We start from the raw sequence: 17,008 nt of genomic DNA, 5'->3' as shown, positions 1-17,008 counted from the left end.
GAGTGGATCTCCGGGCGGCAATCTAGCGGATATCTACGGATAATGTTTATTGCCGGAAAAATGTGGAAGGGGGGCGCTCTTCACGCACCGGTGGATCTCGCTAAGCTCCCCACCCATGGCGGCATCTTCCTTGCAGCGAGCGGTCGCGAGCCTGGCCGCGACGGCCACGCTCGCCCTGGTGCTCGGCGCGTCCCCGGCCCTCGCGTCCGGCCGGACCGGCATCGCGTCCACCGCGTCCACCGGGGCCGCGCAGACCGGCGAGCAGGCGGGCGGGCAGGTCGGCAAGGTGACGAGCGACACGGTCCAGCTCCAGCTCCGGCCGGACGGCGTGCTCCACGTCAAGGAGGAGATCGTCTTCGAGGGCGGCACGCCGTCGCGCACGCTGGTCGACCGCACCCGCTACGACGACGGCAACGACCGGCTCTACCAGGTCTCCAACCTCAAGGGCGAGGCCACGCTGACCGGTGACACGATCACCCTGAAGGGCACCTCGGGCACCGTCACCCTGGAGTACGACGTCAAGGGGGCCGTGACACCGCTGGCCGACGCCCAGGAGCTGCGATGGTACGCCGTGGGCGGCTGGTCCGTCCCGGTCGAGCAGGCCAGGGTCACCGTGTCCGGGCCCGCGCAGCTCCAGAGCATCTCCTGCTTCGCGGGCCCGCTGACCTCGGCGATCTCCTGCACCGAGGCCTCGATGGACCACACGGGCGTCGTCGCCGACTTCGGGCAGCAGGGCCTCGACCCCGGCGAGGTGCTGACCGTGGTCGCAGGCTACCCGGCGGGCGCCGCCCAGGGCGGGCCCGTCCTGGAGCGCCGCTTCGAGTTGTCCAACGCCTTCATGCTCAACGCGTTCACCGGTGGCGCGCTGGCCGGCCTGCTGGTCCTGATGCTCGGCGGCGTCGGCCTGCTGTACTGGACGCGAGGCCGTGACGCCCGCGTGGTCGGCAGCGAGTCGGGCTCGCTCGCCGCGGTCCGGAACGGCCACTTCGCCCCACCCGACGGGGTCCGCCCCGGCCAGATCGGCACACTCATGGACGAGCAGGCCGACGTGATCGACGTGACCGCCACGATCGTCGACCTGGCCGTGCGAAGCTACATCCGGATCGACGAGCAGCCCCGCCAGACGTACGAGACGCCGGACTGGCAGCTGGTGCGGCTGCCGAGCGCCCCGCTCTCCTCGCTGATGCCCTACGAGCGCGAACTGTACGACGCCATCTTCGACGGGCGCGACGCGGTGCTGCTCTCGCAACTCAAGGGCTCGTTCGCGGCCAACCTCGGCAAGGTCCGCGACGCGCTCTACCGCGACGTCGTCACGCAGGGCTGGTTCGCCCGCCGCCCCGACACCGTCCGCACCCGCTGGACGACCGCCGGCATGGTGCTCACGGCGGCCGGCGTCCTCGCCACCGTCGCGCTGGCCTGGTTCACCACGTACGGGCTGATCGGCCTGGCACTGATCATCGCCGGTGCCGCGCTGGCCGTCGGCGGCCAGTACATGCCGGCCAAGACCGTCAAGGGCTCGACCGCGCTGGCCCACACACTGGGCTTCCGGGAGTACCTCGCCCAGGGCGACATCGGCACGGACGTCCCGGCGGCCCAGCGCGTGGAGCTGTTCTCCCGCTACCTGCCCTACGCGGTCATCTTCGACAGCGTCGACCGCTGGGCCCGGGTGGTCTCCTCGGTCACCGGCGACGGGCAGCAGGCCGACAACCTGTACTGGTACCACGGCCCCGCCGAGTGGGACCTGTCCAGGTTCGCCGACTCGATGCGGACGTTCACCATGACGACCTCGGGCGCGATCTCCGCCACCCGCCAGTTCCGCTCGCTGTAGGCCCGGCCCGCCGCCTTTCGACGCCCGAGCCGGGCCGTCGCCGCAGGCCCGGCAGTCGCCTCTCCCCGTTCAGACCCGGCCCGCCAGGCCCCTGCTCAGGCCGGGCGGATCCGGCCTCCCGCTCAGGTCAGGCGGATCAGGCGCCGCTCGACGGCGGCGGTGACGGCGGCGGTGCGGGTGTCCACGCCGAGCTTGGCGTAGACGTGCACCAGGTGTGTCTTCACCGTCGCCTCGGTGATGAACAGGCGCCTGGCGATCTCCCGGTTGCCCGCCCCGCTGGCCAGCAGCTCCAGGATCTCGACCTCCCGGGGGCTCAGCGCGACGCCCGGGTGGCGCATCCGCTGCATCATCCTGCCCGCGACCTTCGGCGACAGCACGGTCTCCCCCCTGGCCGCGGCCCGGATGCCCTGGAACAGTTCCTCCGGCGGGCACGCCTTGAGCAGGTAGCCGGTCGCGCCCGCGTCGACGGCCCGCAGGATGTCCGCATCGGTCTCGTAGGTCGTCAGCACGAGGACCTGCGGCGGCGAGGGCAGTTCCCGGACCCGCCGGGTGACCTCCACCCCGTCGAGGCCGTCACCGAGTTGCAGGTCCATGAGCACCACGTCCGGCGCGCACGAGGCGATGCCCCGCAGCGCCTCCTCGCCGCCCCCGGCCTCGCCGACGACCTCCATGTCGCCCTCACCGCCGAGCAGGGCCACCAGCCCGGCCCGGACCACCGGGTGATCGTCCACCAGGAACAGTCTCATCGCCCCTCCGTCCCGCCCGCCGGACCGCCCGGACCGCCCGGACCGCCCGGACCGTCCGGTTCCCCCGGACCGCCCCGGCCGGGACCGGGCCCCGCCGAACCTGCCGGGCTCACCGGATCCGGCGGACCCGGCCGATCCGGCCGATCCGCCCCAACCACCGGTCCCACCGGGATCGCCGCCGCCACCGCCGTACCCTCGCCCGGCGTGCTCTCGACGACCAGGGAGCCGCCCGCCTCGGCCAACCGGTCGCGCATGGCGCGCAGCCCGTACCCGCGGCCGGGCAGCGGGGTGGGCTCGGCGAACCCCACACCGTCGTCGAACACGTCCAGTGTCACCTCGCCGTCCAGGTACGACAGCGTCACCATGGCCCGGCCCGCGCCCGCGTGGTCGCGGACGTTGGCCAGCGCGCCCTGCGCCACCCTGAGCAGCACCGCCTGCACCTCCTCCGCCAGGGGGTACTCCTCGCCCTCGCGGCGGAAGCGCACCCGCGGCCCGGTGTCGCGGTCGACGCTCCCGCACAGCCGGGCGAGCGCCTCGGGCAGTGAGGCCCCCTCCAGGCCGGACGGCCGCAGGTCGCGTACGAACCGCCGGGCCTCCTCCAGGTTCTCCGCCGCCGCCTCGGCGGCCCGCCGCAGGTGGGCGCGGGCCCGGTCCGGATCCGTCGCCCACATCCGGTCGGCGGCCTGGAGCAGGATGCCCATGCTGGTCAGCCCCTGGGCGAGGGTGTCGTGGATCTCCCTGGCCAGCCGCTCGCGCTCCTCCAGCACCCCGGTGCGGTGCCGGGCCTCGGCGAGCGTGCCGCGTGTGCTGATCAGGTCGTCGATGAGCCGCTGCCGGGCGGCGCTCTCCCGCTGCAGCTCCCAGAAGATCACCGCGGTCATGGTCGCGATGCCGATGGGCGCGAGCACCAGGCTCACGTCGATCTCGCGGGCGATCACGAGCTGGGCGGCGATCACGACGAGCGTGAGCGCCGCGGTGGCGACCACGGCGCCGCGCGGCGGCAGCAGCCGCAGGCACAGGAAGAGCAGCGGCACCGCGCACCAGCTGAACGAGGGCGCGAGGGCCACGAGGAACAGCCAGACCGCGACCACGCAGCCCAGCCAGACGGGGCGCCGGTGGCCGAGCCCGTCCCAGAAGACGACGCCGGCGGCGTAGACCAAGGCGAGCAGGCCGCAGACGGCAAGCGCGGCGACCGTCCGGGAGTCCATGCCGTGCCGGGAGACCAGGCGCGTGGCCGAAGCCGCGAGCAGCACGTAGAACCCCAGGTGCATGGCCCGGTTGAGCCATACCAGCTCCCTCATCACCCGCCCCCGTCCCGCTCGTCGCGGCGCCGTCTCCCGAGGATGGCCCCTTCCGGGAGCCGGCGCATCAACCGATCGGCCGACCCCCGGGTCGGTCTTCCGTCGCGCGGCGTTCGACCGTGCTCACGATGCCGGGCGCCGACGCCTCGGACAGCCTTATCCCTGGCAGGTTCCACCGCGCTGAACTGGAGAAACACCATGAAGACCCTTTCCCTGCGCACACGTGCGATCGCCGGTTCCCTGGCGGGTCTCGCCCTCCTGGCCGGGGGCGCCGGCGTCGCCGCCGCCCAGACCGCCGCTCCGCAGACGGCGGTGCGGTCCACCGCCGCGGACGACGTCCTGCAGACCGGCGTGCTGTCCGCCGAGGCAGCCCTGAAGGTCGCCGAGGCCGTACGCAAGGAGGCCGCCAAGCAGGGGCAGCGCGTCACCGTCGCGATCGTCGACCGCTCCGGCGCCACCCGCCTGGTGCTGAAGGGCGACGGCGCCGGCCCGCAGAGCGAGGAGTCGGCCAGGCGCAAAGCCTTCACCGCGGTCTCCTTCGGCCGGGCCACCAGCGAGCTGGCCAAGGGCGTCTCCGGCGACGGCCCGACCATCCGCGACATCCCCGGCACGCTCTTCCTCGCCGGAGGCGTCCCGGCCGTGTCGGGCGGCGTCCCGGTGGCGGGCATCGGCGTGGGCGGCGCGCCCAGCGGCGACATCGACGAGGCCATCGCCCGCGCCGGCCTCAAGGCTCTGCACCCGGGTTCCTGAACCCTGCGGAGCATGTGCCCGCGCCGGCCCCACGTCCGAGCGGTTCGAGGTCCCGCCGTCCCGGGTTTCGAGGTCCCGCCGTCCCGGGTGTGGGCCCGTCCCCGCACCGGCCCGCACCCGCGCGGGTTCGGGGTTCCCGCACCGGCCGGCCCGCCACCGCACCGTTCTCCTCCCCCGCACCCGCGCGGGTTCAGGTTCCCGCCCCCCGGCGAGCCGGCCCCTACCGCAGGCGGATCTCGCCGACGGGGCGCCCGCCGCCGAGCAGGACCCCCGTGGTGAGCTCGTCCAGCTCCGGGCCCTGAAAACCGAGGGCGCCCAGGGCCGCGACGGTGACCGGGAGCCGGGCCCGCTGGCCACCGTCCTCGATCTTGACGGTGCCGGAGCGGCCGTCGGAGAAGGCAAAGGCGTCGAACGCCTCGGCACCGGCCTTGACCATCAGACCCGGGATCGCGCGCATCAGCCTGGCCTCGGGGCGGGCCGTGCCCGACGTCCACTCGGGGTGGGCCCGGAAGGCGTCCGCGATCCGGCGTTCGGGGCTGCCGGGCGGGGCCTGGACCAGGGTCCGGAACGCCCGGGTCACGCCCACCATGGAGACGAAGAACAGCGGGGCGCCGCAGCCGTCCACCCCGGTGGCGGCGACGCGCTCGCAGGTCAGCTCCTCGACGGTGGCGCGGACGGCCCGCTGCAGGGGGTGGGCCGGGTCGAGGTAGGTCTCCAGCGGCCAGTCGTTGGCCGCGCAGGTGGCGAGCATCGCCGCGTGTTTTCCCGAGCAGTTCATGTAGACCCGGGCACGGCCACCGCCCGAGCGCAGCAGCTCCTCACGAGAGGCGGTGTCCTCCGGCAGGTCCTCGGGGCACCCCAGCGCGCTCTCGTCCAGACCGGCCCCGGTGAGGATCCTGCGGACCCCCTCCACGTGGAACGGCTCCCCCGCATGGCTCGCGCACGCCAGCGCGAGCAGCTCCCCTTCCAGGGAGAGCCCCGCGCGGACCATGGCCAGCGCCTGCAGCGGCTTCATGGACGAGCGGGGCGAGACGAGAGCGTCCACCGCCCCGTGGACCCTGACGGGGGACCCGTCGGCGGCGACGGCGAGCATCCGCGCCCGGTGGGTGGACTCCACGAACCCCGAGCGGACGACCTCGACGAGCAATGACTCAGCAGACACCTTCGTCTCCTTTCGCCCAGATTCTAGGGAGGCCGGAGAACACGGAATGATGGGGGCATGCGTGCGGTCGTACAGCGGGTGAGTTCCGCGTCGGTGGTGGTGGACGGCGTGACGGTGGGCGCGATCGACGAGCCCGGCCTGCTGGTGCTGGTGGGGGTGACCCACACCGACACCCCGGCCCAGGCGGCCAAGCTCGCCGCCAAGCTCTGGGGCCTGCGGATCCTGTCGGGCGAGAAGTCCTGCTCCGACATCGGCGCGCCACTGCTCGTGGTCAGCCAGTTCACCCTGTACGGGGACGCCCGCAAGGGCCGCCGGCCGACCTGGCAGGCCGCCGCCCCCGGTCCCGTCGCCGAGCCGCTGGTGGAGGCCGTCTGCGCCGAGCTGCGCGCGCTGGGCGCCCACGTGGAGACGGGGGTGTTCGGCGCCGACATGAAGGTCGGGCTGACCAACGACGGCCCGATCACGCTGATCCTGGAGGTCTGAGCCCCCGCGGGCCCCGCCGGCCCCGCGGAAACGGGCGGGGCGGGGGCAGCGCGGAGCGCGACCGGAACACGGCCGTCAGGCCCGTCCCTCCGGGACGGGCATACCCCGCCCGCGGGGGCGCGGGCCTTGACCACGGGGGCGCCGTCAGCGGATGCGGCGGCGCAGCGCGGGATCGATCTGGACGTTGCGCCCGGCATCCGGCGGCACGACGACCTCCTGGGCCGCCGCCACACCGGCCGCCTGGAGCGTGGCGTCGACCGGCACGGTCCGCTTGACCACGGCCAGCGCGATCGGGCCGAGCTCGTGGTGGCGCGCGGAGCTGCCGACGAAGCCGACCTCGACGCCGTCGTGGAACACGGGCGTACCGTGCTTGGGCAGGGTGTCGGCGCTGCCGTCCAGGTGGAGGAAGACCAGGCGGCGCGGTGGGTGTCCCAGGTTGTGCACGCGGGCCACGGTCTCCTGACCCTTGTAGCAGCCCTTGCTGAGGTGGACGGCCGTGCCGATCCAGCCGACCTCGTGCGGGATCGTCTTGTGGTCGGTCTCGAAGCCCAGCCGGGGCCGGTGCTCCTCGATCCTCAGCGCCTCGTACGCCCAGAGCCCGGCGAGCTTCAGCCCGAGCCGGCCGGGCAGCAGCTCACGCGGGAGCAGCACGTCGTCGCCGACGGCGATGGCGCCCTCGGGCAGCGTCGGCCGCGCCGCGCCGGTCACGGAGACCACCGCGTAGTCGGCGGTCACGTCGGCGACCTCGACCCGGAGCATGAACCGCATCTTGTCGAGGAAGGCGGTCAGCTCCGCGCCCGTACCCGGCTCCACGTGCGCCCACACGGCCTCGCCGTCGTCGACGAGCACCAGGTGGTGTTCCACCCTGCCCTGGGCGTCCAGCAGGAGTGTCTGGGCCGGCACGCCGGGTTTCACGTCGTCGAGCTTCTGCGAGCTCAGGCTGTTGAGCCAGCTCAGGCGGTCGGGTCCGGAGATCCGGACGACCTCGCGGTTGCTCCGGTCGACCATCGCCTCTCCGGCGAGCAGCGCGCGCTGCTCGGCGAACGGATCGCCGTAGTGTCCGGCGACGTCGGCGTCGGGGGTGTCGGCCGCGACCGCGCCGGGAGTGTCCAGCAGAGGGCTTCGCATGGTCCCAGCCTACGAGGCCCGGCCGGTGACGACGGCGGTGGCTCGACGGCGGTCACCACGACGGCTCGGCACCGGTCACCCCGCGGTCCGGCGGCGGTGGCTCAACGGCAGTTGCGGCAGCGGCCGAAGACGGTCAGGTGGTGCACGTCGGTGGCGAACCCGATCGACCGGTCGAGGTCCTTGACGAAGTTGTCGACCAGCTCCTGGCTGACCTCGCTGATCTCACCGCAGCCGCGGCAGACCAGGTGCACGTGGTCGGCCTCGGAGGCCAGGTGGTAGGTGGGCGCGCCGTGCCCGAGATGGCTGTGGGTGACCATGCCGAGCTCTTCGAGGAGTTCGAGGGTCCGGTAGACGGTCGAGATGTTGACCCCGCGAGCGGTCTGCCGCACCCGGTTGCAGATCTCCTCGGGGGTGGCGTGCTCACAGTCTTTGACCGCCTCAAGCACCAGCTGGCGCTGCGGGGTGACCCGGTAACCCCGCGCTCGCAGTTGCTCATGCCACGACGTCTCGGTCATGCCCAGAGTCTAAGAGAATCCGAGCCCGGTACGTTTGCCGTCCCGCCCGCCGCGACGGGATTTCCGCCCCGCGCTCCCGGGACCTGGCGCGATCTACGGAAACGAACGCGTTCGATATTCGTTTGCCCGGCCGAATCCCATCGCATAACGTGTGGATCACGCTGAAAGGAGGTGGTCCGAACAATGGTTGATCATAGTTGGGCTAGCGAGGTGGCTGTCCGCTAGGACGCCGCGACTCCGGACTCTGTCCGGGCGTCTCGCGACGTTCGGCGAATCCACGACAATCACCGGAACCCCGGGCTGCCGGAAGGCGGGCTCTCCCCGTCTTTAGTCCAATCCGGCCCTTCTGCCGAGCGGGAGGAAGTGGCCCGGGGTTCTTCCCCGTCCGGGCATCCCTCAGCGTTGGAAGTCCGGGTTCACGCAGTGCAGAGGGCGTTCGCCGCCGAGGATCCGCACGATGTCCTCGCAGATCATCCGGGTGTGGTTGACCTCGGTGTCGTAGGTGCCGGCGCCCAGGTTCGGGGTCAGCACCACGTTGTCCATCCCGACGAGCGGGTGGGCCGGGCTGAGCCACTCCCCGTCGAACCGGTCGAGCGCCGCACCGCCCAGATGTCCCGTCTTCAGCGCCCCGACGAGGGCGTCCATGTCGTGCAGGGCCGCGTTCGCGGTGTTGACGAAGATCGCTCCGGGTTTCATCGCGGCGAACTCCGCCGCGCCGATCAGCGGGCCCGCCGAGGCGGGGGCGTGCAGGGAGACGACATCCGCCTGGGCCAGCAACACGTCGAGCCCGTACCGGTTGTCCGCGGCCTCGGGGTCGTACCCCATGACACGCGTGCCCAGCCCCCGCATCCGCCAGGCCACCGCGCGGCCGACCGGCCCGTGGCCGACCAGGCACACGGTCCTGCCCGCCAGTTCCCAGGCACGATGCCGCTGGTAGGGGATCATGCCCTGCCGGATCTCCCGGTCGCCGACCACCACCCGGCGGTTGACCGCGAGGATCAGGGCCAGGGTGAGCTCGGCGATCGCGTCGGCGTCGCGTCCCGGGGCGCAGACGACGGGGATGCCCCGTTCCGTGGCGGCGCGCAGGTCGACGTTCCCCGCGTCCCCGCGGGCACAGCCGACCACGAGCAGGGGCAGATCCAGGACCGGCCCCTCGACCTCGTCGGACTCGGTGATGAGGATGCGCGCCCCGACGTCCGAGAGGCGCCGGGCCAGGTGCTCCGGGGGATGGGGGCGGTGCTCGGCCGGGTCGTAGTGGACGTCGATCAGCTCCCGTAAGCGGTCCCACTCCGGTCCCCGCATCGGCGCCAGTACCAAAGCCCGTGGTTTCACCGCGCCTCCTTATTTCCGCAAATTTTGGTATTTGGGAGCTTTCCATGAACGGCGCGCCCGGTCTCGACCTTGACCTGACCGTCATCAATTGACTCCTCGGTATCTCCCGTCACCCCCTGTCCGAGGTGATCAGGGAATCCAAGGTCCAGATCACCCGTTGAAGGAGACCTCAGGCGAAATCTCCCGCCGGGAGCGAACGTGAGGGGGCGACGATGCGGGAAGCCGCGCGGGCGGGGCTCGGGGCCGTGGGAGCGGGAGTGACCGTCATCACCGGCCTGGACGTGGCCCGTCTGGCGGAGGTCGACCCGTTCCGCCGGACGATCAGCGAACACGGTCTGGGCGAGCACGGCTGGATCTTCACGCTCGGCGTGATCCTGCTGGCCGCCGGGTCGGTCGCGATCGGGGTGTCGCTTGTCCGCGGGAAGCTGGCCACGGCCTGGTCCGTCGGCATCCTGGCCCTGCTGGCCTGGAGCGCCGGACTGGCCGTGACGGGCTGGTTTCCCAAACACGACTGGTCGGTGGGGCCGAGCCTCAACGGGAGCATCCACCGGGTGGGCAGCCTGGTGGCCTTCCTCAGCCTCCCGCTGGCGGCGTTGATCATCTCCAGGCCCTGGCTGCGGCACCCGGAGTGGCGGACGCCCGCCCGGGTCGCCGCCTGGCTGGGGCTGGGATCGCTGCTCTGGGTCGCCGGGATCGCCGGGGGCATCGTGCTCGCCGAGAACAGCGGCCTGGCCTGGTGGCAGGTGATGCCCCTCGGCCTGGTGGAGCGGGGCCTGGCCGCGACCGAGGTGGCCGCCCTGGTCGCCCTGGGCCTGTGGGCCGCGCGCCGTACGAACGCCGCCGGGCTCGACCTCACCCGCGCCGACCACCCCGCGGCCGACCCCGGCTGACCCGGAACCGGGACCGGGCGGTCCGCTCCGGGGCCAGGCGGCCCGCTCCGGGACCGGAGGCCGGCGACCGGGACGGGACCGGACGGTCAGTGCTCACCGCGGGCGGGGACGCCCAGGGCGGCGCAGGCGTCCCGGTAGAGGCGCACGACCTCCGTACGGACCTGGGAGCGCTCGGTCAGCGTGGTGCTCCACGGGACCCGGACCGTGACGTCCTTCCCGCCGACCACGGCGACGAATTCGATCGCCTCGGCGTCGACGCCGGCCGTCGTGGCGCTGGTCGCCTCCGGCTGGCCGCCGAGGCCCTTGCAGATCAGCAGCGCGTCGTCACTGTGGTCGTCGTTCATGTGACGCTTGATGGCCTCGACCACATCGGGGGTGAAGGGAGTGCTCACCCTGCAGAGGGTATCCAGCCGTCCTCCCTCCCGCGACGGCCCCCGTCCGGGCTCTCACCGCCCGCCGTCCCCGGCCCCTACTCGGGCACCGCGTCCCCCACTTTCTTGAGCTCGGCCGAGATGTGCGACTGGAGCGGCTGCCCCATGGCCGCCATGTCGTAGGCCCACATCAGGTTGCCGTTGACCAGGCCGTACAGGCGGTGGCCCGCGCTGTAGTCCTTGGCGGTGGCGGTGCGGGCGACCAGGTCGGTGCGGAGCTCGATCTTGTGGAAGACCACCTCGCCGAGATAGACCTCCACGATGCCGGTCGGATGGGACAGGCACACCTCCAACTGGCGGTCCGGGAGCTGGCGCCAGAAACCGGTCTCGGTGGCCAGCGGCCGGACCGTGTTGCCCGCCTCGTCGAGCAGCCAGGTCCGGCTGGTGTAGGTCAGGAACGGCTTGCCGTTGTGACCGAAGACGATCTCCTGGCCGAAGTTGAAACTCTCGATCGTGGGGTATCCCCCGACTCCGGCCCCCTCCCACCTGCCCAGCAGGAAGGCGATCGGCTCAAGATCGGGATGCAGTTCGGGAACGTCCATGAATCCGAGCCTAGAGCCGTCCTGGTATGGTTCGCGCCCGTGACGCGGAGCGGCATAGGCTGCGAGCATGGCACGATCTCTGGTGATCAAGGTGACCGCGGGCGAAGACTCCCCCGAGCGCTGCAACCAGGCGTTCACGGTGGCCGCGGCGGCGCTGGCGAGCGGGGTTCCCGTGTCGCTCTGGCTGACGGGCGAGTCGGCGTGGTTCGCCCTCCCCGGGCGGGCGAAGGAGTTCAGCCTGCCGCACGCGGCCCAGCTCGGCGATCTGCTCGACGCGGTCCTCGCCGGCGGCCGGGTCACGCTGTGCACGCAGTGCGCGGCCCGGCGGGACATCACGGTGGACGACGTGATCGAGGGCATCCGCATCGCGGGCGCCCCCACGTTCGTCGAGGAGGTCACCGCCCAGGGCGTCCAGGCCCTCGTCTACTGACACCCCGCCCCGCCACCGGATCGGCACCGCACGCCGACGGGCCGGCACGGTCCGTCAGCGGGACGGGACCGCGCGTCAGCGGGGCAGTACGGCCTGCAGACGCTCCTGGCGGAGCCGCTCGAACCAGGTGTCGTCGATGGGCGGCAGCTGGGCGCCGATCGCCCAGGTGAGCAGCAGGTCGGCGAGGCCGGGGTTGCGGGCGAGCGCGGGCCCGTGCAGGTAGGTACCGATGATCTTTCCGGCGTAGCAGCCCTCGGTGCCGTCGCCGTTGCCGGTGCCGACCGTCGTACGCGCCAGCGGCCTGACGCCGGAGCCCAGCCTGGTGACGCCCATGTGGTTCTCGAAGCCGGTCAGCGTCGCGATGCCGAGCGCCGGGTCCGCCTCGCCGACGAGCTCGCCCACGGCCCGGCCCTGGCCGCGCCCGCTGGAGATGTCGAGCAGCCCGATGCCGTCGACCGGCTGCCCCTCCTCGCCGCCGAACGTGGTGCCCATGATCTGGTACCCCGCGCAGACGGCCAGCAGGGCGGCACCCCGCGCGATCGCCCGGTGCAGGCCACCGTCGCGCCGGAGCCGCTCGGACGCCAGGATCTGCGGCCGGTCCTCGCCCCCACCGATCAGGTAGATGTCGCCGCCTTCCGGCACCGGGTCGGCCGAGCGCACGTGAACGGTCTGGACCGGGATGCCGCGACGCTGGGCGCGCTGCTCCAGGACGAGGACGTTGCCCTGGTCGCCGTAGGTGCTCAACAGGTCCGGGTAGATCCAGACAAGGCGCAGGGCGCTGTCAGACTGCACGGCCGAACTCCGATCGAATCTGCTGGAAGGCGGTGTAGTTGGCGATCACATCGACCTTGCCGGGCCGCTGGGCGGCGAGCGCCTGGGCGAAGGAGTCGGCCAGCTGGAACGGCACACCGGCCACGTCGAGCCGGAGCGCGAGGTCCAGCTTGCGCTCCCCGGCCACGTAGACCGGCCTGCCGCGCAACACGCGGTAGTCGACGTCCCAGAGCCAGGAGGTGTCGCGGCCGTCGGGCCCCTGGGCGTTGACCGAGAGGATCACCGGCAGCGAGGGGTCGAGCACGTCGAAGGCCTCAAGCCAGCCGGCCGGGTTCTTGGCCAGCAGGAGGCGGGCGTGCCGGCCGTCGCGCTCGACCGTGGTGTAGCGGCCGGCGACCGACTTGACCTGGCGCAACCGGGGCAGCGCCCGCTCGATCGGCAGGCCGAACGCCTCGGCGGTGGCCAGCGCGATCACCGCGTTGGCCCGGTTGGCCCGCCCGGGAAGCTGGATGTCCAGCACCCAGCGCTGCCCGCGCGGGTCGATCACCGCGTCGTCATCGAGCGCCCAGGACGGCCGCGGCCGCCGGAAGGTGCACTCGCGGCAGGCCCAGTCGTCGTCCACCGGGCTGAGGACCATGCCCGAGCCGGCGGTGCCCGGCGGGACGTAGTCCATGCCCCTGCGGTCGATCGGGCCGCCGCACTCGGGGCAGCACCAGGAGTCTTCCTTCCACGGCTGCCCGGCGGAGACCCAGGTCACCGAGGCCGCGGTGGAGGCACCCCAGGTCACCAGGGGGTCGTCCGCGTTGGCGATCACGTGGGTGTTCTTCCCCGCGAGCGCCCGCCGCCACTTCTGCGCGAGCAGCCAGATCTCGCCCGCCCGGTCCATCTGGTCGCGGCTGAGGTTCATCAGGACGACGACCCCGGCACCGGTGGTGTCGATCACCTCGGGCAGGTACTTCTCGTCGACCTCCAGGACACCGTACGGGGCGTTCTTCGCCGACGACAGCGCCGAGACGTGCCCGGCGGGCATGTTGGCGCCGAAGGCGTTGGTGGCCACGTCGCCGAGCTCCTGCAGGGCGGAGGTGATCAGGCGGGTCGTGGTGGTCTTGCCGTTGGTGGCGCTCACCAGGGCCAGCTTGCGATCGTGCGCGAGCTGGCGGAGCAGGTCGGGCTCCAGGACCAGGCTGATCCGGCCTCCGATCACCGACCCGTCGCCGCGGCCTGTCACCCGGGACAGGGTCGCGGCCGTCCGGCCGAGAGCGGTCGCGAGCTGCGCCCGCAGCGGAAGCTGAGTCATGCCGTCTCCTCGCCTAACGACCCGTCGCAGGACGACCCGATGGCCGCGCGGCCCGCCGGCGGGGCGGGAGACACCGAATCGTTCATGCCGCAGATCCTAGCCGTGGTTGACGGCGCTCAGCCCTCTGTGACGCGTCACACCGGCCCGCCCGCGACGGTGAGCGACGCGGGCGCCACCAGCCGTCCGCACGGCCCCCACGAGCCCCGCGGCCCACCCATACCGCCGGACGCACGGACCCCGCGGGCCGCGCGGACCGGACCACCGGCCACCGGTACGTCGGGGTACGGGTGTCTCACGGCCGGCGGCCTCACTGCTCGGCGAAGGCCAGCTCCGCGGATTCCGACGAGCCGGCGTCGAACGGCAGCACGAACCGGTGCGGCCACGACAGCACGGTCTCCAGCCACCCCGCCCCCATCATCTGGGCCACGTATCGGGGCCGCTCCGCGGGGTCGACGCCGATCGTGACGGTGAGGATGTCACGCTCCACGTCCTCGCGCTCGTCGTCGCCGAGGATCACCCGCCAGGCCAGCTCCCGGTTCCGCTCGACCTCCATGGACAGCGGGTGGTGGCGCAGGGCCTTGGCCCTGTGGCCGAGCAGCTCCGTGCCTCCTGCCGGAGAGCGGCTGAACAGGGCGTACTCCATGACCGGCGCCGGGCTGCGCGGGTTGGGCGCGGGCTGGCCGTGCGGGAAGAGCCGGTCCACCTCGTGCAGCCACCGCACCTGCGGGATGACCCAGGCGGGCCCCGGCCGCTCGCCGGGGTCGCGGTCGGGGCCGAGCAGGCGGGTCGCGGTCTTGGCGACCTGCTCGGTCAGCTTGGCCGGGTCGCTGAGGGTCCGCAGTGCCCACGCGCGGCGGCCCACACTCCGCTCGACCGCCGTGGCCAGCAGGCACTCGCGCCGGCGCAGCGGGAGCTCCGCCCACAGGTCGGCGAGCGCCCTGGGCACCCCGGGCACGGGCCGGTTGGTGCAGAACGCGAGCACCAGCGTGTCGGTCCAGATGCGCATCCAGGCCCACTCGGGCGCCGCGGCGAGCAGGTCCGCCTCGCGGAGCTCGACCAGCGTGCACGCCCTGCCGCTGCGGCACTCGTTCCCGCACGCGGCCGAGCGGCGGCCGCAGATGGGCGGCATGTGGCCGGGGACCAGCCGCTCCCGCTCCTCACCCAGCGGCACCTGGATCCGCAGCGGCCGGTCCATGCCGTCGGCGAAGACCGCGGCGACGCCCGGCGGCAGCGAGACGACCTGCCGCGACTGCTCCTCGCTCAGGTTGGTCGCCGCCCCGACGAGCTGGCGGTCGTCCTCGGCGGGGAGGCGGTGCACGACCTTCAGGGCGGTGTTCTTCACGACGTCGGAGACGAGCTTCGTGGGGATCTGCTCGGCCACCACGATGCCCTCGCCGTACGCGCGGATCTCCGCGAGCATGCCCGCCAGGAGCTCGACGGCGTGCGTGCTGGCCCGCCCGGCGCCGCGGTCGCGGAGCAGCCGGTGCGCCTCCTCGATCACGATGACGTGCCGGAGCCCGCTGCTCCGCTCCTTCCTGGCGCGCATCCGCAGGTGCTCCACGATCCGGATGATCAGCGTGCCCATCAGGAACGCCTTGTCCTCGTCGTTGGCGACGTCCTCGATCGCGAGCACCACGTTGCGCTGGAGCAGGTCGCCGATGTCGGCGGGGTGGCCGCCCTCGAAGAACCGGCCCGCGGAGCCGACCCGCAGCGACCGCAGCCGCAGCGAGATGAAGCCCTCCACATCGGCCTGGACCTCCCGGCCGTAGCCGATCTCCTTGATCACGTCCATCGCGTGCTGCTGGAGCTGTTCGAGCGTCGGCACGGCGGGCCGCACGGCCGCCCCGGGGGCCGCCCAGCCGGTCACCACGTCCCAGCCGTTGGCCTCGTAGACCCGCTGCAGGGCGAGCGACATGATCTGCGGAAACGGCTCCTCGGCGTCGAAGGCCGCCATGAAGAGCGCCCGCACCATGTCGATGTGCGCCTGCACCGGGTAACCGGGCTCCGGGGCCAGTGGGTTGACGCTGAACGGCACGCTCTCCGGCGCCGACGGGTTGATCACGGTGACCGGGGCCAGGTGCTCGATCCGGCCGCCCATCGCGGCGTACTCGGACTTGGCGGGCTCGATGGCCAGCCAGGGGATGCCCGCGCCGGTGAGCTGCTCCAGCAGGTGCCTGACGGTCTGCGACTTGCCGGAGCCGGTGGCGCCGGTGACGAACGCGTGCCGGTTGAGGGTGGCGAGCGGGACCTTGAACGAGCCGACGGGCCGGTCCTGCCCGTCGAGGATCGACCCGAGCTCGACGGTCAGCGCACCGGGAACGGTGTCGGCTTCGCTGGTCACGTCGAAGAAGCCCGCGTCGAGCACCCGGACCCCCGGCACCTCCCGGTGCGGCAGCCCGGCGAGCGCGGCGAGAGCTCCGGCGGTGGCCGCGAACGGGGCGGCGGTGCCGTCCACCGGGTCCTGCAGGGTCATCGTCAGGGCCTCGGCGAAGCCGTAGACGGGACCTGACAGCGCGCTGCGCAGGCGGTAGGGGTGGTGGCTCATCTCCGCGGAGCCGACCAGCACCGGGGCGATCTGGCGCAGCTCCTCGGGCCCGGCGGCTCCGGCCAGCACCCGGACGTTCCAGAGCCCGGCCTCCCGGAAGGCGTCCAGCTCCTGCATGCGCCGTTCGGCCCGCTCGGCGTCGTAGCGGGAGCGCTCGGAGGCGTCACCGTACTGCCGGAGCACGTTGAGCTGGGTCCGCAGGTGCGCGACCTCGGCGTCCAGCAGGTCGGTCTGCTCGGCCACCACCAGCCAGGCGAACGGCCGGGACATGAGGGTGACCAGCGTCGACTCGAAGAGTGTGGGCCGTCTGACCCCGTCGGCGTCCGGCTCGCGGCGACCGCCGAGCGGCGGAGCCTGCCGCCCCGGGCAGACGGTCCAGGCGAGATCCGACAGGTCGCGCAGCCATTCGTCGCCGATCCGGACACCCCGGGCGCCGGCCGGGAACAGCAGCGGCTCGGGACCGCCGGGGCCGTGGTCGGTCTCGGTGGCGGCCCGGCGCGGCGGGCGCGGCGGGGTCAGCGGCCCCGCGTTGGTGATCAGCTCCAGCGGGGCGCCGGAGCCTCGCGAGAGCCAGCCCGCCACGAAGGGCCGCTTGCGCTGCGCCGCGGAGAGCACGGCGGGCAGGACCGTGACGAAGTCCCACTCGGCGGATGAGCTGCGCGAGGGTGCCGTGATCGCCTGGATCCTGTACCAGGGACCGGTCAGAGTATGGGGCGGACGGGACACACTTGGCTGCATTTGGTCTCCACCCGGGGGACCCGGCTCCAGGCCGGAGGGTTGACGCTTCACGGATCGCTCAGCCGTACCGGCCGACGGGGAATCGGGGGTGGGTCACCCCCGCGACCACGGTCGAACCT

At 73.0% G+C, this 17,008-nt stretch carries 16 protein-coding genes; 5 read left to right on the top strand and 11 right to left on the bottom strand.

Annotated features, from left to right (window positions below; all coding sequences use genetic code 11):
• The first annotated feature begins 115 nt into the window (after positions 1–115).
• Positions 116–1,828, top strand: coding sequence for a DUF2207 domain-containing protein (locus ABD841_RS24585; protein ID WP_344976314.1), 1,713 nt, complete (start codon positions 116–118; stop codon positions 1,826–1,828).
• Positions 1,829–1,950: 122 nt separating this feature from the next.
• Here the strand turns inward: ABD841_RS24585 and ABD841_RS24580 are convergent, their stop codons facing one another.
• Both ABD841_RS24580 and ABD841_RS24575 read right to left on the bottom strand, forming a co-directional pair.
• On the bottom strand, positions 1,951–2,574 hold the full coding sequence (locus tag ABD841_RS24580; RefSeq protein WP_344976311.1) for a response regulator: 624 nt from the start codon (positions 2,572–2,574) through the stop codon (positions 1,951–1,953).
• A complete protein-coding gene (locus ABD841_RS24575; protein ID WP_344976308.1) occupies positions 2,571–3,875 on the bottom strand; it encodes a sensor histidine kinase in 1,305 nt (434 codons plus the stop codon). Before ABD841_RS24575 ends, ABD841_RS24580 begins: the two co-directional genes overlap by 4 nt.
• Before the next feature lie 198 nt (positions 3,876–4,073).
• Between ABD841_RS24575 and ABD841_RS24570 the strand changes: the two genes are divergently transcribed.
• Positions 4,074–4,625 (top strand): GlcG/HbpS family heme-binding protein, encoded by a 552-nt coding sequence (locus ABD841_RS24570; protein ID WP_344976305.1) that lies wholly within the window; start codon positions 4,074–4,076, stop codon positions 4,623–4,625.
• A gap of 220 nt (positions 4,626–4,845) precedes the next feature.
• On the opposite strand, the gene ABD841_RS24565 is transcribed toward ABD841_RS24570, so the two are convergent.
• Positions 4,846–5,787: an asparaginase gene (locus ABD841_RS24565; RefSeq protein WP_344976302.1), complete on the bottom strand. Its 942-nt coding sequence runs from the start codon at positions 5,785–5,787 to the stop codon at positions 4,846–4,848.
• Between the two features lie 57 nt (positions 5,788–5,844).
• Between ABD841_RS24565 and dtd the strand changes: the two genes are divergently transcribed.
• A complete protein-coding gene (dtd, locus tag ABD841_RS24560; protein WP_344976299.1) occupies positions 5,845–6,270 on the top strand; it encodes a D-aminoacyl-tRNA deacylase in 426 nt (141 codons plus the stop codon).
• Between the two features lie 144 nt (positions 6,271–6,414).
• Here the strand turns inward: dtd and ygfZ are convergent, their stop codons facing one another.
• The 3 genes from ygfZ to ABD841_RS24545 all read right to left on the bottom strand — a co-directional run bounded on the left by ygfZ (position 6,415) and on the right by ABD841_RS24545 (position 9,245).
• Positions 6,415–7,398 carry a CAF17-like 4Fe-4S cluster assembly/insertion protein YgfZ gene (gene ygfZ, locus ABD841_RS24555; RefSeq protein WP_344976296.1) on the bottom strand — a complete coding sequence of 328 codons (984 nt, stop codon included), beginning with the start codon at positions 7,396–7,398 and terminating at the stop codon, positions 6,415–6,417.
• Positions 7,399–7,499: 101 nt separating this feature from the next.
• The gene (locus tag ABD841_RS24550; protein ID WP_344976293.1) at positions 7,500–7,913 is read right to left on the bottom strand and encodes a Fur family transcriptional regulator; all 414 of its coding nucleotides are present in this window, start codon (positions 7,911–7,913) and stop codon (positions 7,500–7,502) included.
• 396 nt (positions 7,914–8,309) lie between these two features.
• Positions 8,310–9,245: an NAD(P)-dependent oxidoreductase gene (locus ABD841_RS24545; RefSeq protein ID WP_344976290.1), complete on the bottom strand. Its 936-nt coding sequence runs from the start codon at positions 9,243–9,245 to the stop codon at positions 8,310–8,312.
• Between the two features lie 257 nt (positions 9,246–9,502).
• On the opposite strand from ABD841_RS24545, the gene ABD841_RS24540 reads away from it, so the two are divergent.
• Positions 9,503–10,135 carry a DUF998 domain-containing protein gene (locus ABD841_RS24540; RefSeq protein ID WP_344976287.1) on the top strand — a complete coding sequence of 211 codons (633 nt, stop codon included), beginning with the start codon at positions 9,503–9,505 and terminating at the stop codon, positions 10,133–10,135.
• 86 nt (positions 10,136–10,221) lie between these two features.
• Here the strand turns inward: ABD841_RS24540 and ABD841_RS24535 are convergent, their stop codons facing one another.
• Together ABD841_RS24535 and ABD841_RS24530 are read right to left on the bottom strand one after the other, a co-directional pair.
• Entirely contained in the window at positions 10,222–10,527 is a 306-nt protein-coding gene (locus tag ABD841_RS24535; RefSeq protein WP_344976284.1) for a DUF2470 domain-containing protein, read from the bottom strand.
• 77 nt (positions 10,528–10,604) lie between these two features.
• A complete protein-coding gene (locus ABD841_RS24530; RefSeq protein WP_344976281.1) occupies positions 10,605–11,108 on the bottom strand; it encodes a heme-binding beta-barrel domain-containing protein in 504 nt (167 codons plus the stop codon).
• A 67-nt stretch (positions 11,109–11,175) separates the two neighbouring features.
• Between ABD841_RS24530 and ABD841_RS24525 the strand changes: the two genes are divergently transcribed.
• Entirely contained in the window at positions 11,176–11,538 is a 363-nt protein-coding gene (locus tag ABD841_RS24525) for a DsrE family protein (protein ID WP_344976278.1), read from the top strand.
• Positions 11,539–11,613: 75 nt separating this feature from the next.
• Here the strand turns inward: ABD841_RS24525 and ABD841_RS24520 are convergent, their stop codons facing one another.
• From ABD841_RS24520 to ABD841_RS24510, 3 genes are all read right to left on the bottom strand, one after another.
• Entirely contained in the window at positions 11,614–12,330 is a 717-nt protein-coding gene (locus ABD841_RS24520; protein WP_344976275.1) for a type 1 glutamine amidotransferase, read from the bottom strand.
• The gene (locus ABD841_RS24515) at positions 12,320–13,606 is read right to left on the bottom strand and encodes a MurT ligase domain-containing protein (RefSeq protein WP_344976272.1); all 1,287 of its coding nucleotides are present in this window, start codon (positions 13,604–13,606) and stop codon (positions 12,320–12,322) included. The genes ABD841_RS24520 and ABD841_RS24515 overlap by 11 nt, the downstream gene beginning before the upstream one ends.
• Positions 13,607–13,913: 307 nt before the next feature.
• The gene (locus tag ABD841_RS24510) at positions 13,914–16,889 is read right to left on the bottom strand and encodes an ATP-binding protein (RefSeq protein ID WP_344976269.1); all 2,976 of its coding nucleotides are present in this window, start codon (positions 16,887–16,889) and stop codon (positions 13,914–13,916) included.
• Positions 16,890–17,008: the final 119 nt, after the last annotated feature.

Origin of the sequence: Streptosporangium fragile, assembly GCF_039534445.1 — a bacterium.
GTDB lineage: Bacteria > Actinomycetota > Actinomycetes > Streptosporangiales > Streptosporangiaceae > Streptosporangium > Streptosporangium fragile.
The sequence above is the reverse complement of the archived record's forward strand: the minus strand, read 5'-3'. Positions and strand labels throughout refer to the sequence as shown.

Bases quoted from the DNA above. Each gene is read 5' to 3' on its own strand.
- ABD841_RS24570 (WP_344976305.1), top strand. From the start codon at position 4,074: ATGAAGACCCTTTCCCTGCGCACACGTGCGATCGCCGGTTCCCTGGCG.
- ygfZ (WP_344976296.1), bottom strand. From the start codon at position 7,398: ATGCGAAGCCCTCTGCTGGACACTCCCGGCGCGGTCGCGGCCGACACC.
- ABD841_RS24530 (WP_344976281.1), bottom strand. From the start codon at position 11,108: ATGGACGTTCCCGAACTGCATCCCGATCTTGAGCCGATCGCCTTCCTG.
- dtd (WP_344976299.1), top strand. From the start codon at position 5,845: ATGCGTGCGGTCGTACAGCGGGTGAGTTCCGCGTCGGTGGTGGTGGAC.
- ABD841_RS24510 (WP_344976269.1), bottom strand. From the start codon at position 16,889: ATGCAGCCAAGTGTGTCCCGTCCGCCCCATACTCTGACCGGTCCCTGG.
- ABD841_RS24580 (WP_344976311.1), bottom strand. From the start codon at position 2,574: ATGAGACTGTTCCTGGTGGACGATCACCCGGTGGTCCGGGCCGGGCTG.
- ABD841_RS24585 (WP_344976314.1), top strand. From the start codon at position 116: ATGGCGGCATCTTCCTTGCAGCGAGCGGTCGCGAGCCTGGCCGCGACG.
- ABD841_RS24575 (WP_344976308.1), bottom strand. From the start codon at position 3,875: ATGAGGGAGCTGGTATGGCTCAACCGGGCCATGCACCTGGGGTTCTAC.
- ABD841_RS24515 (WP_344976272.1), bottom strand. From the start codon at position 13,606: ATGACTCAGCTTCCGCTGCGGGCGCAGCTCGCGACCGCTCTCGGCCGG.
- ABD841_RS24525 (WP_344976278.1), top strand. From the start codon at position 11,176: ATGGCACGATCTCTGGTGATCAAGGTGACCGCGGGCGAAGACTCCCCC.
- ABD841_RS24550 (WP_344976293.1), bottom strand. From the start codon at position 7,913: ATGACCGAGACGTCGTGGCATGAGCAACTGCGAGCGCGGGGTTACCGG.